Annotated in this window: 12 protein-coding genes; 4 read left to right on the forward strand and 8 right to left on the reverse strand. The window is 65.2% G+C overall.

The genetic code is table 11. The features are described 5' to 3' along the window. Positions 1-88 precede the first annotated feature (88 nt). The 4 genes from GM676_RS21350 to GM676_RS21365 all read right to left on the reverse strand — a co-directional run bounded on the left by GM676_RS21350 (position 89) and on the right by GM676_RS21365 (position 4,366). On the reverse strand, positions 89-1,417 hold the full coding sequence (locus GM676_RS21350; protein ID WP_155465957.1) for a DUF2029 domain-containing protein: 1,329 nt from the start codon (positions 1,415-1,417) through the stop codon (positions 89-91). Between the two features lie 9 nt (positions 1,418-1,426). Continuing rightward, positions 1,427-1,825: a GtrA family protein gene (locus tag GM676_RS21355; protein WP_371866323.1), complete on the reverse strand. Its 399-nt coding sequence runs from the start codon at positions 1,823-1,825 to the stop codon at positions 1,427-1,429. Next, on the reverse strand, positions 1,818-2,762 hold the full coding sequence (locus tag GM676_RS21360; RefSeq protein ID WP_371866324.1) for a glycosyltransferase family 2 protein: 945 nt from the start codon (positions 2,760-2,762) through the stop codon (positions 1,818-1,820). Before GM676_RS21360 ends, GM676_RS21355 begins: the two co-directional genes overlap by 8 nt. Positions 2,763-2,890: 128 nt before the next feature. Next, entirely contained in the window at positions 2,891-4,366 is a 1,476-nt protein-coding gene (locus GM676_RS21365; RefSeq protein WP_155465959.1) for a DEAD/DEAH box helicase, read from the reverse strand. A gap of 137 nt (positions 4,367-4,503) precedes the next feature. On the opposite strand from GM676_RS21365, the gene GM676_RS21370 reads away from it, so the two are divergent. Beyond that, complete coding sequence (locus tag GM676_RS21370; RefSeq protein WP_371866325.1) at positions 4,504-7,569, forward strand: ligand-binding sensor domain-containing diguanylate cyclase; 3,066 nt, start codon at positions 4,504-4,506, stop codon at positions 7,567-7,569. Position 7,570: 1 nt separating this feature from the next. Beyond that, a complete protein-coding gene (locus GM676_RS21375; RefSeq protein ID WP_211923274.1) occupies positions 7,571-7,738 on the forward strand; it encodes an oxidoreductase-like domain-containing protein in 168 nt (55 codons plus the stop codon). A gap of 4 nt (positions 7,739-7,742) precedes the next feature. Here GM676_RS21375 and GM676_RS21380 read toward each other — a convergent pair whose 3' ends face one another. Together GM676_RS21380 and GM676_RS21385 are read right to left on the reverse strand one after the other, a co-directional pair. After that, positions 7,743-9,440: a methyl-accepting chemotaxis protein gene (locus GM676_RS21380; protein ID WP_155465961.1), complete on the reverse strand. Its 1,698-nt coding sequence runs from the start codon at positions 9,438-9,440 to the stop codon at positions 7,743-7,745. Between the two features lie 109 nt (positions 9,441-9,549). Further along, positions 9,550-11,796, reverse strand: coding sequence for a TonB-dependent receptor (locus GM676_RS21385; RefSeq protein WP_155465962.1), 2,247 nt, complete (start codon positions 11,794-11,796; stop codon positions 9,550-9,552). Positions 11,797-11,984: 188 nt separating this feature from the next. Here GM676_RS21385 and GM676_RS21390 point away from each other — a divergent pair, with 188 nt between their 5' ends. Both GM676_RS21390 and GM676_RS21395 read left to right on the forward strand, forming a co-directional pair. Continuing rightward, positions 11,985-13,289: an NRAMP family divalent metal transporter gene (locus tag GM676_RS21390; protein WP_371866326.1), complete on the forward strand. Its 1,305-nt coding sequence runs from the start codon at positions 11,985-11,987 to the stop codon at positions 13,287-13,289. Between the two features lie 25 nt (positions 13,290-13,314). Continuing rightward, on the forward strand, positions 13,315-13,644 hold the full coding sequence (locus GM676_RS21395) for a hypothetical protein (protein ID WP_155465963.1): 330 nt from the start codon (positions 13,315-13,317) through the stop codon (positions 13,642-13,644). Here GM676_RS21395 and GM676_RS21400 read toward each other — a convergent pair. Next, a complete protein-coding gene (locus tag GM676_RS21400) occupies positions 13,637-15,949 on the reverse strand; it encodes a putative bifunctional diguanylate cyclase/phosphodiesterase (RefSeq protein ID WP_229262807.1) in 2,313 nt (770 codons plus the stop codon). The two genes, GM676_RS21395 and GM676_RS21400, sit on opposite strands and share 8 nt — an antisense overlap. Before the next feature lie 99 nt (positions 15,950-16,048). Further along, entirely contained in the window at positions 16,049-16,654 is a 606-nt protein-coding gene (locus tag GM676_RS21405) for a LysE/ArgO family amino acid transporter (protein WP_155465964.1), read from the reverse strand. Between the last annotated feature and the right edge of the window lie 24 nt (positions 16,655-16,678).

A 16,678-nucleotide genomic window follows, 5' to 3' on the forward strand; every position in this document is an offset into this window, starting at 1 on the left:
CGCTGCCGGCCTCCTGGACCATGCGCACGGCGCGCTCCATCACTTCGGGGGAATATCGGACTGATTTTTTCATGGTGGCTCCATTTTCTCAAATGTTGGAGCCTCCTTCAAACCCGGGGCGATTCAGTTCCACCGTGGTGGTGGTGCGCGTCCAGCCGGCATGGCCCCACGAGGCGCCCGGCAAGGTGGCCACGGTGGCCAGCAGCAAGGCCCAGGCGGTGAGCTGGCGGCCCACCGCCGGCTGCATCAGGCGCTGCGCGGCCAGCCACAGCGCCAGCGGCGCCAGCAGCTCCAGCGGCACCAGGTAGCGGTAGATGCCAAACAGATTCAGCCAGATCAGGTAGGCGATGCCGAAGAACAGCAGCATCAGGCCGGCCGGACGCGCCAGCGGCGCCGCCGGCTTGTGGCCCACGATGGCGTCGCGCAGCAGGCGCAGCGCCAGCGCCACGCCGGCCAGATACAGCATCGGCCAGATCAGCTGGGTCATCACGATCTCGATCACGCGCTTGGAGTTGTAGCTGAAAATGAAGGGCCACAGCAGCTTTTCCGACCATCCCTTGGGAATCCAGCCGGTATCGCCGATGCCGATCGGGGCCGCCAGCGGCGCCTTGAAGATGTTGTTAAATTGCGGGAACAACGGATTGCCGAAGGTCTGCCACATGCGCCAGTACCAGTGGCCGGCGCTGACGCCGATGCCGGCCAGCGTGCCGAGGCCGAACACGAACGCCAGCCGGAAGCGCAGCCAGAACGCGCCCGGCACACCCAGCAGCGCCAGGCACAGCGCCAGCGCGTACATGGCGTTGGTCAGCTTGAGGCCGGTGCCGAAGCCGGCCAGCAGGCCGGCCAGCGCCACCGCGCGCCAGGCCGGCGCCCCGCCCCGCACCAGTTGCGGCCAGGCGCGCAGCACCAGCAGCAACGCCCCCAGCACGGTCAGGGCGATCAGGTTGTCGCCCATGGTGTTGCCCAGTTCGGAAACAAAGCCAGGCCCGAGGCAGCCGGCCAGCGCCAGCAACAGCGCCGCGCGGTGCGACGGGGCCGGCATCAGCTGGCGGCCGATGGCGGCCAACAGCACGAAATTCAGGCCATGCAGCCAGCCCATGATGAAGCCGGTTGCCGGCGCCGGCAGCAGCGCGTTCAGGCCGTAGTACAGCAGGTCGATGGTGGGGTTGAAATAGCTTTGCCACTGGCCCGGCGCCAGGTCGTAGCCGATCTTGCCGTTCACCAGCGCGTAAGGGTTGTACAGGTGGTAGTTGTGCAAGTCCCAGTTGTCGTCCTGGCCGTACAGCAGGGACAGCGCGCCAAACAGCAGCGGCACCAGCAGCAGCGCGCGCGCCAGCATGGCGGGCCGGTCCAGGCCTTGCCAGGCCGCCGCGACGGCACGTTCAAAGGCGATCAGGGGGCGTTTTAGCAAATTCATGGGGAAGACTCAGGAACGTTTGAAGACCAGCAGGCGGGCGCTGATGAAATTCAGCGCCATGCCGGCCAGCGAGCCGGCCGCCACCGCCAGCAGCGGCGTCAGCGGCCAGGATGGCAGCAGGTGGACCGCCACGGCCGACACCAGGTAGTTGACGGCGCCGCCGCCCAGCATGGCGCCGAGGTAGCGCCACCACTCGCCCCAGCTGGCGGGCGGCACGGTGCCGGCGGCGAAGGTCCAGCGGCGGTTGACTTGCCAGGTGAAGTAGACGGCGCACAGGAAGGAAATCAGGCGCGCCAGGTAGAAATGCAGGCCGAGCGCCAGCCCGGCATAGCACACCAGCGTGTCGACGCCCAGGCCGCCAACGCCGGCCAGGGCGAACAGGCCCAGTGCCTGGCGCGTGTTACGCACCGTTGTCGGCCGGCCCCGGCACCGCCAGGTAGGCAAAGCGCTTCTGCTCGATGCGGCCCTTGGTCACGGTGTCGAGGATCAGGCCGCACGACAGCAGCACCACGCCAAACAGCGACAGGCCGGTGCACAGCACGGCGGTTGGCAGGCGCGGCACCAGGCCGGTGTGCAGGAAGGTCTCGATCAGCGGCACCGCCAGCACGCCGGCCGCCAGCACGCACAGGGCGGCCAGGATCGAGAAGAAGTGCAGCGGTTTTTCGTTCTTGAACAGCTTGGTGATCATCCACAGGATGCGGATGCCGTCGCGGTAGGTGTTGAGCTTGCTGACCGAGCCTTCCGGACGGGCGCCATAGCGGGTGGCCACTTCCGCCACCGGCATGCGCAGTTCCAGCGCGTGCACGGTCAGTTCGGTCTCGGTCTCGAAGCCGGCCGCGTGGGCCGCGAACGACTTGGCGTAGCGGCGCGAGAACACGCGGTAGCCGGACAGCATGTCGGTGAAGGTGTTGCCGAACACCACGCTGACGCAGCCGGTCAGCAGCTTGTTGCCGAAGCGGTGGCCGAAGCGGTAGGCCTCCTGCTCGTCGGTGACGCGGGTGCCGACCACCATGTCCAGCCCCTCGGCCACCAGTTTTTCCGCCAGCTGCGGCGCCACGCTGGCGTCGTAGGTGTCGTCGCCATCGACCATGATATAGAGGTCGGCGTCGACATCGGCAAACATGCGGCGGATCACATTGCCCTTGCCCTGCAAGGGCACGCTGCGCACGATGGCGCCGGCTTCGCGGGCGACGGCGATGGTGGCGTCGCTGGAATTGTTATCGAACACGTAGACGGCGGCCTGCGGCAGGCAAGCGTTGAAGTCACGCACGATATTGGCGATGGTCAGGGCTTCGTTATAGCACGGCACGATGACCGCGATCCGCTGGTTGCTGAGTATGCTCACGTTGGTATAGTCGCTTAAAACTGCTTCATGAAAGGCTGGGCGTGATGGCCGCGCCGCTTCTTGCATAGTTGGCAAGGCGGCGCATTATACCGCCGAAACCGCCGCGTACCAATTCAGCTTACAGCTGGTTACAGCGAACCGGTCTTGGGTGCGCCGCCCAGCAGGAAGGCCAGCTTGGGCTTGGCCTTGGTGATCGCGCCGCTGGCCGCCGGCGCGGCCGGGGCCGGGGCGGCCGCCTTGCTGGGCTCGTAAGGCTTGAGGAACCACGGGTCGACTTTGTCGCGGCGCGGGGCGGCGCCCATGGTGCGCGGACCACGGTCGGCGGAGCGGCCGGCCGGGCCGCGGCCGATGTCCTCGCTGCGGCGCGGACGGCGCTCGCCGCGCTCGTCGGCGAACGCGCCCGGCGTGAAGCCGACCGGCTCGCCGCGCTGGATGGTTTGCTTGATCAGTTTCTCGATGTCGGCCAGCAGGCGCTCGTCCTTGTCCGAGTAGATCGAGATGGCGTCGCCCGAGGCGCCGGCGCGGCCGGTGCGGCCGATGCGGTGCACATAGTCCTCGGCGTTGTACGGCAGGTCGTAATTGATCACGCACGGCAGGTCGGAGATGTCGAGGCCGCGCGCGGCGACGTCGGTCGCCACCAGGATGTCGATCTCGTTTTTCTTGAAGGCGTCCAGCGCCGCCATGCGCTCCTGCTGGGTGCGGTCGCCGTGGATCGCCACCGCCTTCATGCCCTCGCGCTCCAGCTCGCGCGCCAGGCGCGAGGCGCCCAGCTTGGTGTTGGAGAAGATGATCACCTGCTTGAGCTCGCGCTGGCGCAGCAGGTGCGCGATCAGCGCGTGCTTCTGGTTCTCGGCGATCTTGTACACCACCTGGGTCACGGTGTCGGCGGTCTTGTTGGCGCGCGCCACCTCGATGGTGACCGGGTTGTTCAGGAAGGTGTTGGCCAGCTTCTTGATTTCCGGCGAGAAGGTGGCCGAGAACATCAGGTTCTGGCGCTGCTTCGGCAGCAGGTTGATGATGCGTTGCAGGTCCGGCAGGAAGCCCATGTCCAGCATGCGATCGGCCTCGTCCATGACCAGCATCTGCACCTGGTTCAGGCTGATATTCTTTTGCTCCACGTGGTCCAGCAGGCGGCCCGGGGTGGCGATGACGATTTCCACGCCGGCCTTGAGGATCACGGTCTGCGGCTTCATGTCCATGCCGCCGAACACCTCGGTGGCGCGCAGCGGCGTGTGCTTGGCGTAGGCCTTGACGTTCTCGGCCACCTGCACCGCCAGTTCGCGGGTCGGCGCCAGGATCAGCGCGCGCACCGGATGGCGCGCCGGCGAGGTGCTGGCGCTGGCGTGCGGCAGCAGCATCTGGATGATCGGCAGCGAGAAGCCGGCGGTCTTGCCGGTACCGGTCTGGGCCGCGCCCATGACGTCGCGGCCTTGCAGCAGCACCGGAATGGCCTGCGCCTGGATCGGCGTCGGGTGCTCGTAGCCTTGCTCGCTGAGCGCGCGCAGGATGTCCGGCGACAGGCCGAAATCGGCGAAACGCACGGTGGCGGGCGCGGCGGCGGCCGGCTCGGGAAGGGACGGGGTGGTGATCTCGGTATCGGACATAATCTGGACGGATGGTGAAGCGCCGTAAACTATACCCTAATTTATGGCAACTGCGCTAAAAACCGCCGGCTTTTATCACGAAACCCTTGCATCAATGGCATGTATAATAGTTTTTTTGATTAGAAGCCCATTCCTCCGTGCGCCGTTTTTTGTTGCTATGCCTGTTGCTGGCGGTGAACCTCGCCAGCGCCGCGCCAGCCCCCTCGCTGCGCTTTAAGAAACTCGGTCCGCTGGGCGGCGACGAGCCGTCCATGCTGTCGCTGATCCAGGACCGCAAGGGCTTCGTCTGGGTCGGCACCCACACCAACGGCCTGTACCGCTACAACGGCTACCAGGCGGTCAAGTACATCAACAACCCGGCCGATCCGACCAGCCTGCCGCATGACCGCGTGTCGGCCATCTTCGAGGACCGGCAGGGCCGCATCTGGGCCGCCACCCAGAACGGCCTGGCGCGCTTCAATCCGGACACCAACAACTTCACCACCTTCACCGCCGGCGACCAGGCGCCCAAGAACCACCGCATCGTCAAGAACATCATCAGCGACGGCAGGGACGGCCTGTGGATCGGCACCTGGGGCGGCCTCCAGCACTTCAATCCCGCCAGCGGCAAGTTCGACGCCATCTACGCCCACGACGAAAAAGATCCCGACAGCCTGGCCAGCAACGACCTCAATGCGCTGGCGCTGGACCCCAGGGGCGGCCTGTGGATCGGCACCTGGCCGGGCGGCATGGATTACCTGGCGCCCGGCGCCAAGGGGTTCAAGCACCACCAGGTCGATCCGGCGCCCAGGCCGGACGCCCGCGTCAACATCGTGCGCGCGCTCCAGTTCGACAACAGCGGCGCGCTGTGGATCGGCACCGAGTCGGGCGTGATCCGCTGGGACGGCAAGAGCGACTGGGACAGCCGCAAGGCCGTCGCCTCGCCCTACAGCCGCATCACCAATTTCGGCCTCGACAACAAGGGCGTGCTGTGGTGCACCACGCTGTCGGCCGGCCTGCTGCGCTGGAACGAGGCCAACGGCGAGTTCGACCAGTTCGTGCACGCCGCCGACGACCCGTACAGCCTGCCCGGCGACAATCTGCGCGCGGTGATGCAGGACCGCGGCGGCATGCTGTGGATCGCCTCCTTCACCGACGGCATCGCCATGGCCAACCTGAGCAGCGAAGGCTTCACGCGCCATGTGCCGTTCCGCATCGACTCGCGCTCGGCGCCGGCCAGCAACGCCCTGCTCAGCCTGGCCCGGGCGCCGGGCGGCAAGATCTGGCTGGGCGGCAACGTCGGCATGAGCTTGTACGATCCGGCCACCAGCACCGTGCTGCGCAGCTACCGCGCCGACGACAAGACGCCGGGCAAGCTGTCGCACGCCATCGTCTACAGCATGTACCAGGACGAGGACGGCAAGGGCCCGCTGTGGCTGGGCACCTCCAACGGCCTGAATCGCCTGGACACGCCGGACAGCCCGTTCCAGGCCATCCACTTCGGCAACACCGCCAGCGACTACATCAACGCCATCGCGCCCGGCGCCGGCGGCGTGCTGTGGCTGGCCACCGGCAACAGCCTGATCCGCTACGAGCCCCGCACCGACGCCCGCAAGATTTACTACAACGATCCGCAGGACCCGAGCTCGCGCAGCGTCAACGGCACCTCGGCGGTGCTGGAGGACCGCCAGGGCCGGGTGTGGGCCGGCTCGGAATGGAATGGCGGCGGGCTCGATCTGCTCGATCCGGCCAGCGGCAAGTTCCGCCACTTCCGCCATTCAAGCAAGGCCACCGGCAGCCTGAGCGACGACAACATCGTCAGCCTGCACGAGGACCCCCAGGGCCGCATCTGGGTCGGCACCGCCAAGGGCCTGGACCTGGTGGTGTTCAAGCCGGACGGCGCGATCGCCTTCCAATCCTACGCGGCCGGCATGCGCGCGGCCAAGGTGCTGGCGATCCAGCACGACAACGACGGCAAGATCTGGAGCAGCACCCTGGCCGGCCTGTACCGCCTCGATCCGGACAGCGGCAACATGACGCTGTTCACCGCCTCGGACGGCCTGACCGAGGGCTTCACGGTCAACTCCTCGGCCTTTGGCGCCGACGGCACGCTGTTCTTCGGCGGCGTGCACGGCATGACGGCGGTGGTGCCGGCCAAGGTGAAGACCAGCTCGGTGGCGCCGCAGGTGGCGATCACCGACATCACCGTGTTCAATCACTCGCTGCAAAACGGCCAGCCGGCCGAGAACGTCAAGGCCGAGGGGCCGGTGACAGCGCCCACCGCGCTGACCCTGTCGTCGCAAGCCTCGGTGTTCGCGCTGGAGTTCGCGGCGCTGCATTACACCGAGCCGTCCGGCAACCGCTACCAGTACCAGTTGCAGGGCTTCGACCGCGACTGGGTCGAGACCGACGCCAGCCACCGCACCGCCAGCTACACCAACCTCAACCCGGGCAAGTATGTGTTCCGGGTCAAGGCCGCCAATCACCTGGGCGTGTGGAACGAGCAGCCGGCCACGCTGCACATCACCATCACGCCGCCGTTCTGGCAGCGCTGGTGGTTCCGCTCCGGCCTGGCGGCGCTGGTGGTGGGCTCGCTGGTGCTGGCCTACAAGACCCGCATCAACCGCCTGACGCGCCATCAGGCCGAACTGGAGCAGACGGTGGCGGCGCGCACGGCCGAGCTGGAGGAATCCAACCGCAAGCTGGCGGCGCTTAGCACCACCGACGGTTTGACCGGCGTCAGCAACCGGCGCGGCTTCGACCTGGCGCTGGAGACGGAGTGGCGGCGCGCCGCCCGCACCGGCCAGGCGCTGGCGCTGTCGATGCTGGACGTGGATTACTTCAAGAAGTACAACGATCACTACGGCCACCTGGCCGGCGACGCGGCGCTGCGCACGGTGGCGGACCTGATCACCACCCACGGCCGCCGCACCAGCGATCTGGTGGCGCGCTATGGCGGCGAGGAGTTCGCCCTGCTGGCGGCGGCCACCAACGCGGCCGACGCGTTTGGCGTGGCCGAGGAAATTTGCGCCGAGCTGGCGCGGCGGGCGATGCCGCATGCGCAGTCGCCGTTTGGTATCATGACCATCAGTATCGGCGTGGCCGTGATGGTGCCGGCCGAGGACAGTTCGCCGCAGGACCTGGTGCGGGCCGCCGACCGCGCGCTGTACCGCGCAAAAGAAAAAGGGCGCAACATGGCCTTGCTGGCCATGCCGCCGATGTGAGATGCAAATGACCGACGATCCCAAACCGCAGCCGCCGGAACCGCCTGGCCCGGACGATTGCTGCCACAGCGGCTGCACCTACTGCGTGGACGATTTATACCAGGAGGCGCTGGACAAGTACCGCGCCGAGCTGGCGGCGTGGCAGGCGCGCCATCCCGGCCAGGCCTAGCGGACTAGAACGCCTCCCACTCATCCCCGCCCACGGTTTCCTTTACCGGCTTTTTCAGGGGCGGCCTGACCGTCACCGGCGCCCTGGCGCTGGCCACCATGGCGGCCGGCACCGGCGGCTTGCGCGGCGCCGGCCGCGGCGCCGCCTGCGCCGTGGTCAGCAGCTTGAACACACTCACCACCTCGCTCAGGCGCGCCGCCTGCTCCTGCATGGACTCGGCCGCCGCGGCCGCCTGCTCCACCAGCGCCGCGTTCTGCTGCGTCGCCTGGTCCATCTGCACGATGGCGGTGTTGACCTGCTCGATGCCGGCGCTCTGCTCCACGCTGGCCGAGGTGATCTCGCTCATGATGTCGGTCACCCGCGTGATGCTGGTGACGATCTCGTTCATGGTCTCGCCGGCCTGGTTGACCAGCGCCGAGCCCGTCTCCACCTTCTCCACCGAATCGCTGATCAGCAGCTTGATGTCCTTGGCCGCCGCCGCCGAGCGGTGCGCCAGGTTGCGCACCTCGCCCGCCACCACCGCGAAGCCGCGGCCCTGCTCGCCCGCGCGGGCCGCCTCCACCGCCGCGTTCAGCGCCAGGATATTGGTCTGGAAGGCGATGCCGTCGATCACCGAAATGATGTCGACGATCTTGCGCGACGATTCATTGATCGAGGCCATGGTGCCCACCACCTGCCCCACCACGTCGCCGCCCCTGAGGGCGATGCCGGACGCCGACTGCGCCAGCTGGTTGGCCTGGCGCGCGTTGTCGGCATTCTGCTTGACGGTGCTGGTCAGCTCCTCCATCGACGACGCCGTCTCCTCCAGGCTGGAGGCCTGCTGCTCGGTGCGCGACGACAAGTCCTGATTGCCGGTGGCGATCTCGGTCGAGGCGGTGGCGATGGTGTCGGTGCCGTGCCGCACCTGGCTGACCAGGTTTTGCAGATTGCCGGTCATGTCCTTCAGGGCCTGCATCAACTGCCCGGTTTCGCAGGCGCTCTTCACATCGATCGCGCGGGTCAGGTCGCCGTCGGCCACATTGCGCGCCAGCGACACCGCTTCCTGCAAGGGCGCGGCGACGATGCGCGCCACCCACATGGCCAGCGCCATGCCGATGCCGATATTGGCCACCAGCAGCACGATCGAGAGCAGGCGCGCGCTGGCGTAGGTGGCGGACGCCGTCGCGCTGGCGGCGTCGCCGCCATCGACATTGAGCTTGACCAGCTTGTTGACGCTCTCGGCCAGCAGGCCCAGCGACTTGGCCGAGGTGGTGCTGAGGATCTCGCGCGCCTCCACCTTCTTGTGGGCGCGCGACAGCTCGATCATCTTGACATGGTCGGCCATGAAGCTCACCATCGCCTGATCGAACTCGGCGACAATGGCCCGCTCTTCCGGGCTGGAGATCAGCTTCTCGTAGGCTTCGCGGCGCTTTTTCAGACTGGCCAGCGCGTCGTCAATCCGCTTTTGATAGTTATCCGTCACCGCCGGATCGTCGTTGAGCAAATGCGACAATTCCCAGCGCCGCAATTCGCCCAGATCGGTGCGCAATTCCAGCACCGCGCGCACGCTGGGCATCCAGTCTTCCGCCAGGTCGGTGGAGGCCTGGTTGACACGGTTCATCGACAGCATGTTGCTGATGCCCAGGAACAGGGTCAACAACAACACGGCACCGAACGAAACCATCAGTTTGGTGGCTATTTTCAGATCATAAAACCATTTCATGGCTAGGCTCCTGATAGCTGCGGCTGGTCGCCCAGTATGCAACTATCAGGAACGCCGTGCCAGCGCCGCGCCGCGACTGTGTATTCCCAGCAACAGCGGGCCGGACAGCTTACAGCTTGCCGTTCAGGGTGATGAACAGCTGGCGCGGGGCACCGGTCAGCAGGGTTTGCGCGGTGCCGTTCGGATCGCTGGCCTGGAAGCCGTTGGTGCCGATCGAGCTGATGTACTGCTTGTCAAACAGATTGGTGACATTGACTTGCAGCGACAAATCCTTCACGAAGCCCAGGTTGTTCATCTTGTAGCCGGCCGACAGGTTGGCCAGCCAGAACGATGGCACGCCGCCGTCGTTCAGGTAGGTGTAGTAGCGCTTGCCGGTGTACTTGCCGCCGGCGCGCGCGAACCAGGTACCGCTTTCGTACGACACCTCGGTGTTGAACAGCTGGCGCGGCGCGTCGACCACGGTCTTGCCGCTGACCGCCACCAGGGTGCTGCCGTCCATGTAGTTCGACTTGTACTTGGAGTCGTTGAAGGTGTAGGAGTTGAACCAGCTGATTTCGCGGTTGAACTTCCACACGGCGATGGCTTCCGCGCCCTTGGTGTCGACCTTGCCGACGTTGACGAAGGTCGACGGGCAGCCGACGATGCCGGCGCAGGTGGCCACGCTCAGCTGGCGGTCGTCGAAGCGGGCGCTGTACACGGCCAGCGAGCCTTGCAGGCTGTCGCGCTTGAAGCGGTAGCCGAGGTCGACGTTGACCGAGGTCTCCGGCTTGAGGCTGGCGACGCCGGCGTTGAAGGCCGCCTGCGTCTGCGAGAACGGGCCGCTCACGCCCGGCTGGTGGGCGCGCATGTTTTTCGAGGCCGAACCGAACACTTCGTCGTCGCCGCTGACGGCGTAGTTGAAGCCGGCCTGCGGCAGGAATTTCTTGTCGGCGCTGATCTCGCCGGCGGCGCGGGTGCCGACCAGGTTGATGGCCTTGATGTTGACGTCCAGCGCCTTGAAGCCGGCGTTCAGCTTCAGCTTGCCGTCCATCAGCGCCAGCGTGTCTTGCAGGTAGTACTGCGAGGTGGTGGTGATGAAGTTCTGGCGCCAGTCGGTGGCGAACGGGCGCGACAGGAAGTACATGGTGTCGGCCGGGCCGGTCACCGCGTAGTAGTTGCGGCTGGCGGTGTGGTTGTTGCGCTCGCCCCACAGGCCGGCGGCGATGGTGTGGTCGCCGATGTCCCAGGTGACGTCGCTGGTGACGCCGTCGCGGCCAATGCTGTACTCGGTGGTGCGCAGCGAGATCGGATTATTGGCGTCGGTCTTGACGTACGGGGTGTACCAGTGGCCCTGGCCCTTGTTGTCGTGGTGGTAGATGGTGGTCTTGAAGTCGACGTTCGGGGTCAGGCGCAGGTCCAGCGTCAGGCCGCCGATGGTGTCCTTGCGCAGGCCGCCGGCCGAGTAGTAAGCGTCGTCCAGGCTGTTGACGCCGCCGGTGAAGATGCCCTTGGCGGCGTTGACCGCGCGGTTCCAGTCCGGCTGGTAGTTGTCCCAGTCATAGCCGAGGCGCCTGACCATTTCCAGCGACACGTCCTGGTAGTCCACCTCGCGGCGGTCGGAGTAGTTGACGAAGCCGGTCAGGCTGTTGTCGCCGAAGTTGAACACGAAGCGCGAGTTCAGTTGATCCTGGTTCTGGTCGCCCTCGCCCTTGGTTTTCTCGGTGCGCTGGCGGGTGCCGCTGAGGTAGGCCTTGAACACGCCATTGATCAGGCCGGTGTCGACGCGGGCAAAGGTGCGCGAGGTCGAATCGCTGCCGAAGGTTTGCGCGAAGGTCAGGCCGCGCTCGTTGGCCGGGGCCAGGGTGAAGAATTGCACCGTGCCGCCCAGGTTGCTCGACGAAGCCGTGCCCAGCGCGCCCGCGCCCTGCGACACCGACACGCTGCCGATGTTTTCCGACGAGATGGCGCGGCTGATGTGCAGGCCGTTGTTGTTACCGTAGGTCATGTCGCCGAGCGGGATGCCGTCCAGCGTGAAGCCGAGCTGGTTCTGGTTGAAGCCACGGATGCTGAAGCGGGTCGACCACTCGTAGGCGCCGAACGGGTCGGCCGACTGGAAGTTCACGCCCGGCAGTTTTTCCAGCACCTTCAGCGGGCTGGTGCCCGGCAGCGCCTCGGCCAGGTCGGCCTTGTTGATATTTTGCACCTGGCGCGACTGGCCACGGCCGGTGATCTCGATCGATTGCACCGGACCGGCCATGGCGCCGACGGCGGCGCTGTCGTCCGCGGCGGCGTCGGCCGGATCGGCGGCGTAAGCGTGGCAGGCCAGTGCTTGCAGGATCAGCAGGCACAAAGGTTTGAGGAGTGGACGCTGTGGCATGGCTGTTGTTCTTTCTTGCTAGGTTAGTGGAAAATCAACTGGCAAGATTGTAGGAAGGCGATATGACGAAGCGATGACGCCGCCGTGACATCTTAATGACACAGCAACAGATATTCATGCAGTCTCAGTACGCGCACGCACGGAAGCCGGCCGTGTCCGGCTCTAGCATGGCGTCAGGAGGAGGCATCATGGATACCGACATGCGTACCCGCGCCGCGCCCGCGCGGCCGGCCGGACTGGCCAGAAGCCAGGGCTGGCTCAGCAAGCTGGGACCGGGCCTGATCACCGGCGCGGCCGACGACGACCCGAGCGGCATCGCCACTTATTCGCAGGCCGGCGCGCAGTTCGGCTACGGCATGCTGTGGACGCTGCTGCTGACGTATCCGCTGATGGTGGGGATACAGGCCATCAGCGCCCACATCGGCCGCGTCAGCGGCCACGGGCTGGCGACCAATATCCGCCGCCACTTTCCGCGCTGGCTGCTGATCGCCATCGTCGCGCTGCTGCTGGTGGCCAACACCATCAACATCGCGGCCGACATCGCCGCCATGGGCCAGGCCGCCAGTCTGGTGGCCGGCGGCGGCGCCCACTGGTATGCGGCGGCGGCCGGCGTGCTGTCGGTGCTGCTGCAAGTGGCCCTGCCCTACCGCAGCTACGTGCGCGTGCTGAAATGGCTGACGCTGGCCCTGCTGGCCTACGCCGCCACCGCGCTCACGCTCAAGCTGCCGTGGCTGGAGATCGTGCATGCGGCGCTGCTGCCCTCGCTGTCATGGGAGCCGGACTACATCACCACCGTGGTGGCCATCTTCGGCACCACCATCAGCCCCTATCTGTTTTTCTGGCAGGCCTCGCAGGAAGTGGAAGAACTGCACGCCGATCCGGCCGCGCAGCCGCTCAAGCACGCCAGCCGGCAGGCGCACGAGCAGCTGCGCCGCATCAAGATCGACACCGTGACCGGCATGGGCTTTTCCAATCTGGTGGCGATGTTCATCATGCTGACCACGGCCGCCACGCTGGGCGCGCACGGCGTCACGCACATCGGCTCGTCGGCGCAGGCGGCCGAGGCGCTGCGGCCGATCGCCGGCGATCTGGCGTTTGCCCTGTTCAGCGTGGGCATCATCGGCACCGGCCTGCTGGCGGTGCCGGTGCTGGCCGGCTCGGCCGCCTACGCGATGGCCGGCGCCATGCACTGGCGCAGCAGCCTGGAGTCGCGCTTTTCCAGCGCCACCAAGTTCTACGCCATCATCATTGGCGCCACCCTGGCGGGCACGGCGTTGTGCTTCACCGCCATCGACCCGATGCGGGCGCTGTACTGGAGCGCCGTGCTGAACGGCGTGATCGCGGTGCCGGTGATGGTGGTGGTGATGCTGCTGGCGGTGCGCAAGTCGGTGATGGGCGAGCTGGTGATCTCGCGCCGCCTGCGCGTGCTGGGCTGGCTGTGCACCTGCGTGATGACGCTGGCGGTAGTGGCGATGTTTGCCACGCTGGGGTAAGCTGGGGCTTTCCACAGGAGGTGCGATGCGGCGATTCCTTGCGTTTTGGTTGCTGGCCCTGGCCGCCCTGCCGGCGCTGGCCATCGACCGTCCCTTCCCGGCCCATATCCTGCGCGGCAAGTTCACGCCCGGCTATTTCCCCGACATCACGCTGGACGGCAAGGCGCGCCAGCTGTCGCCATCGGCGCGCATTTTCAACCAAGACAACCGCATCGAAATGCCGGCCGCCGTGCGCGGCAAGGATCTGGTGGTGAATTACACGATCGACAGCATGGGCTATATCGACCGCATCTGGATACTGACGGCGGACGAGGCGGCACAGAAAGTGCCGACCGCCGCCGAGGCGGCTAAATAGCGTAGTCGCTGTACGGCGCCGGCGCCCTGCCGGCGCGGTCGTCGGCAAAACGCAGCAGCTCGTCCGGCGAAATCGGCCGCGAGATGTGATAGCCCTGCAAATAGTGGCACCCCATCTTTTCCAGGATGGCGGCTTGGCCCGCCGTCTCCACGCCCTCCGCCACCAGTTGCAGCCCGAGGCTGTGGCCCATGGCGATGATGGCATGCACCAGGTTGTTGCTGCGCTCGCTGTGCTCGATGTCCATCACGAAGGCGCGGTCGATCTTGAGCGTGTTGAGGTGGAACTGGGTCAGGTAGCTGAGCGAGGAGTAGCCGGTGCCGAAATCATCCAGCGAAATGCCCACGCCCAGCGCGCGCAGCTGGGCCAGCACGGCCTGCACATTGGCGGCATCCTCGATCAGCACGCGCTCGGTCAATTCCAGTTCCAGCTGGTGCGGCGACAGGCCGTTGCGGATCAGCGCCTGCGACACCAGCGCCACGAAGTCCGGCGCCGCCAGCTGCCAGGCCGAGACGTTGATGCTGATGGTGACATCGTCCAGCACGCTCTGCTTCCAATGCGCCATCTGGCGGCAAGCCTGGTCCAGCACCCAGGTGCCAAGCGGAATGATCATGCCGCTGTCCTCCGCCACCGGGATAAAACGATCCGGCGACACCGGCCCCAGCAACGAGCTGTTCCAGCGCAGCAGCGCCTCCACCTTGGTCAGCTTGCCGGTGTGGGAATTGGTGATGGCCTGGTACACCAGATAAAACTCGTTGGCCTCGATGGCGCCGCGCAGGGCGCCGTCGATCACCAGGCCATCCTTGGTGGCGGCGTTCATGGCGTCGTTGAAGATCAATTGCTCGCCACGGCCGGCTTTCTTGGCCTCGTACATGGCGATGTCGGCGCAGCGGATCAGGGTATCGCTATCGCCACCATGGTTGGGATAGCAGGCGATGCCGATGCTGGCCGTAACGCTGATGGCGTGATACGACAGCTCGAAGCCCCGGCCCATGGCCTTGATGATCTCGGCAGCGCAGTCGGTTGCCATCTGTTCGGCGCTGTTGGGCGCCAGATCGGGGATGATGACGATGAATTCATCGCCGCCGAAGCGGGACAGCACGTCGCACGGGCGCAGCAGGCCATGCAGGCGGTTGGCGGCGGTGCGCAGCAACTCGTCGCCGGCGGCGTGGCCAAAGGAATCATTGACGCGTTTGAACTTGTCCAGGTCAATGAACAACACCGCGCATTCACGCCCGGCGGCGGCCGCATGGGCCAGCTCCTGCGCCAGCTGGGTCGACAGGGCGTGACGGTTGAAGAAGCCGGTGACCGGATCGATCCGGGCGGCCTGATACAGCAAATCGTCCTTCTTTTTGCGCTCGCTGATGTCCAGCAGCTGGACCAGACAGAATAATTGGCCGCGCTCGATGTAGGGTGAGCCGAGCAGCTCGACCGGCAAACTGTTGCCATTTCGCAAACGCATGATGGCGGTGTCGGAGATGGGATACTGCACGCCTTCCGCTTCAAAACGGCGGAAATATTGATCGGCCATGTCGCGCGTGAGGTTGGGCAAGAGGTCGCAAACATGCAATCCGATCAACTCTTGGGCGTTGTTAAACCCCAGCAATCTTGCACAGCGTTCATTAGCAACCTGAACATAACCGCGCCGGTCGCGGATCAGGAATCCATGGCTGAGGCTGTCGATGGTGCGTGCATAACGTTGCTGGATTTCATCTTGCACCGCGTACACCAGTCCCAGCATGGACAGCACTTTGAGAATGCTGCTGCCGATAAACCACATCACCAGCACATCCGGATTCAGGGCGGCGGCGACCAGCAAATTAAACCCGCCGCGCGCCATCAAGGTCAGGCCCAATAATCGATAGCGGTTTTCCGCGCCGATTAACCGCGAGCCCGACCACAACAACATCAAACCCAGCGCCGCACCGCTGCCGGGCGCGACCCAATTATTATCCGAGGTCCAGAGAGAACTGAATATCGCACCGGCGATTAAAATACCTGGCACCATCCAGCGTATTTGTATCTCGCGTAAGCGGCCGATAAAGAATTGGGTGCCGGCCCAGTAACCCGCCATGCCGATGGTTAAACAAAAAGCGCAAAAATATAAACGCCATTGCAGCGGCAACAGATAATCGCCAGCCAGCCATACCACACTGCCCGACATTACCGTCAACTGGCCCACGCCCCAGAATAAGGCATGTTTCTCCTTACGCTGCATCAGCCAAAGGAAAATCAGTATTGCACTCAATATGGCATCGGCGGAAAACTCCACCACCATCGCTGTGAGATAGCTTGGATCTGCGCTCATTGACATCCGGCGCCGGGGCGCTGTTTCATGGTTACGGCCCCATTGTATGCGATTTCATGCTAAAAATTGGCACGCACGAGCCAGTTTTCAGCATGTGCGCTACAGAAACAGCGAGATTGCCAGCGTCCACATGATCACAGCGATAATCGCATCCAGAATTTGCCAAGCACGCGGGCGGGAAAACACCGGCGTCAAATAGCGTGCTCCCAGGCCCAGACTACTAAACCAAATCACCGATGCCGCCATCGCACCGAGAGCAAAATATAAACGCCCGTTGCCTGCCTGCTGACCGCCTATCGAGCCTAATAACACCACGGTGTCCAGATAAACATGGGGATTTAAAAGACTAAATGCCAGCATGGCGGCAATTACCGCTCTCCGGTCAGGCGCGGTGTGATTGTGATCCGCAGCCATGGCGCCCGGATTCAAAGCCGAGCGTGCGGCGCGCAAGCCGTACCAGAATAAAAATCCGGCGCCGGCGATTTTTATCCAGAATAACAGCGAAGGCGCTTCGATAATCAATTGCCCCATGCCAGCCACGCCGGCGCCGATCAACACCACATCACAAACAATACAAATCGCAATGCAGGTTAAAACAAATTCGCGTTTTAAAGCCTGCCGCAATAAATATGCATTCTGTGAACCGATGGCGACGATCAAACTACCGCCGAGGCCGATTCCTTTCAAAAAAGCTGTGACTTCCATGGCCCTCTCCGTGCTGAAAAACGC

It is taken from the genome of Duganella radicis, from assembly GCF_009720825.1.
GTDB lineage: Bacteria > Pseudomonadota > Gammaproteobacteria > Burkholderiales > Burkholderiaceae_D > Rugamonas > Rugamonas radicis.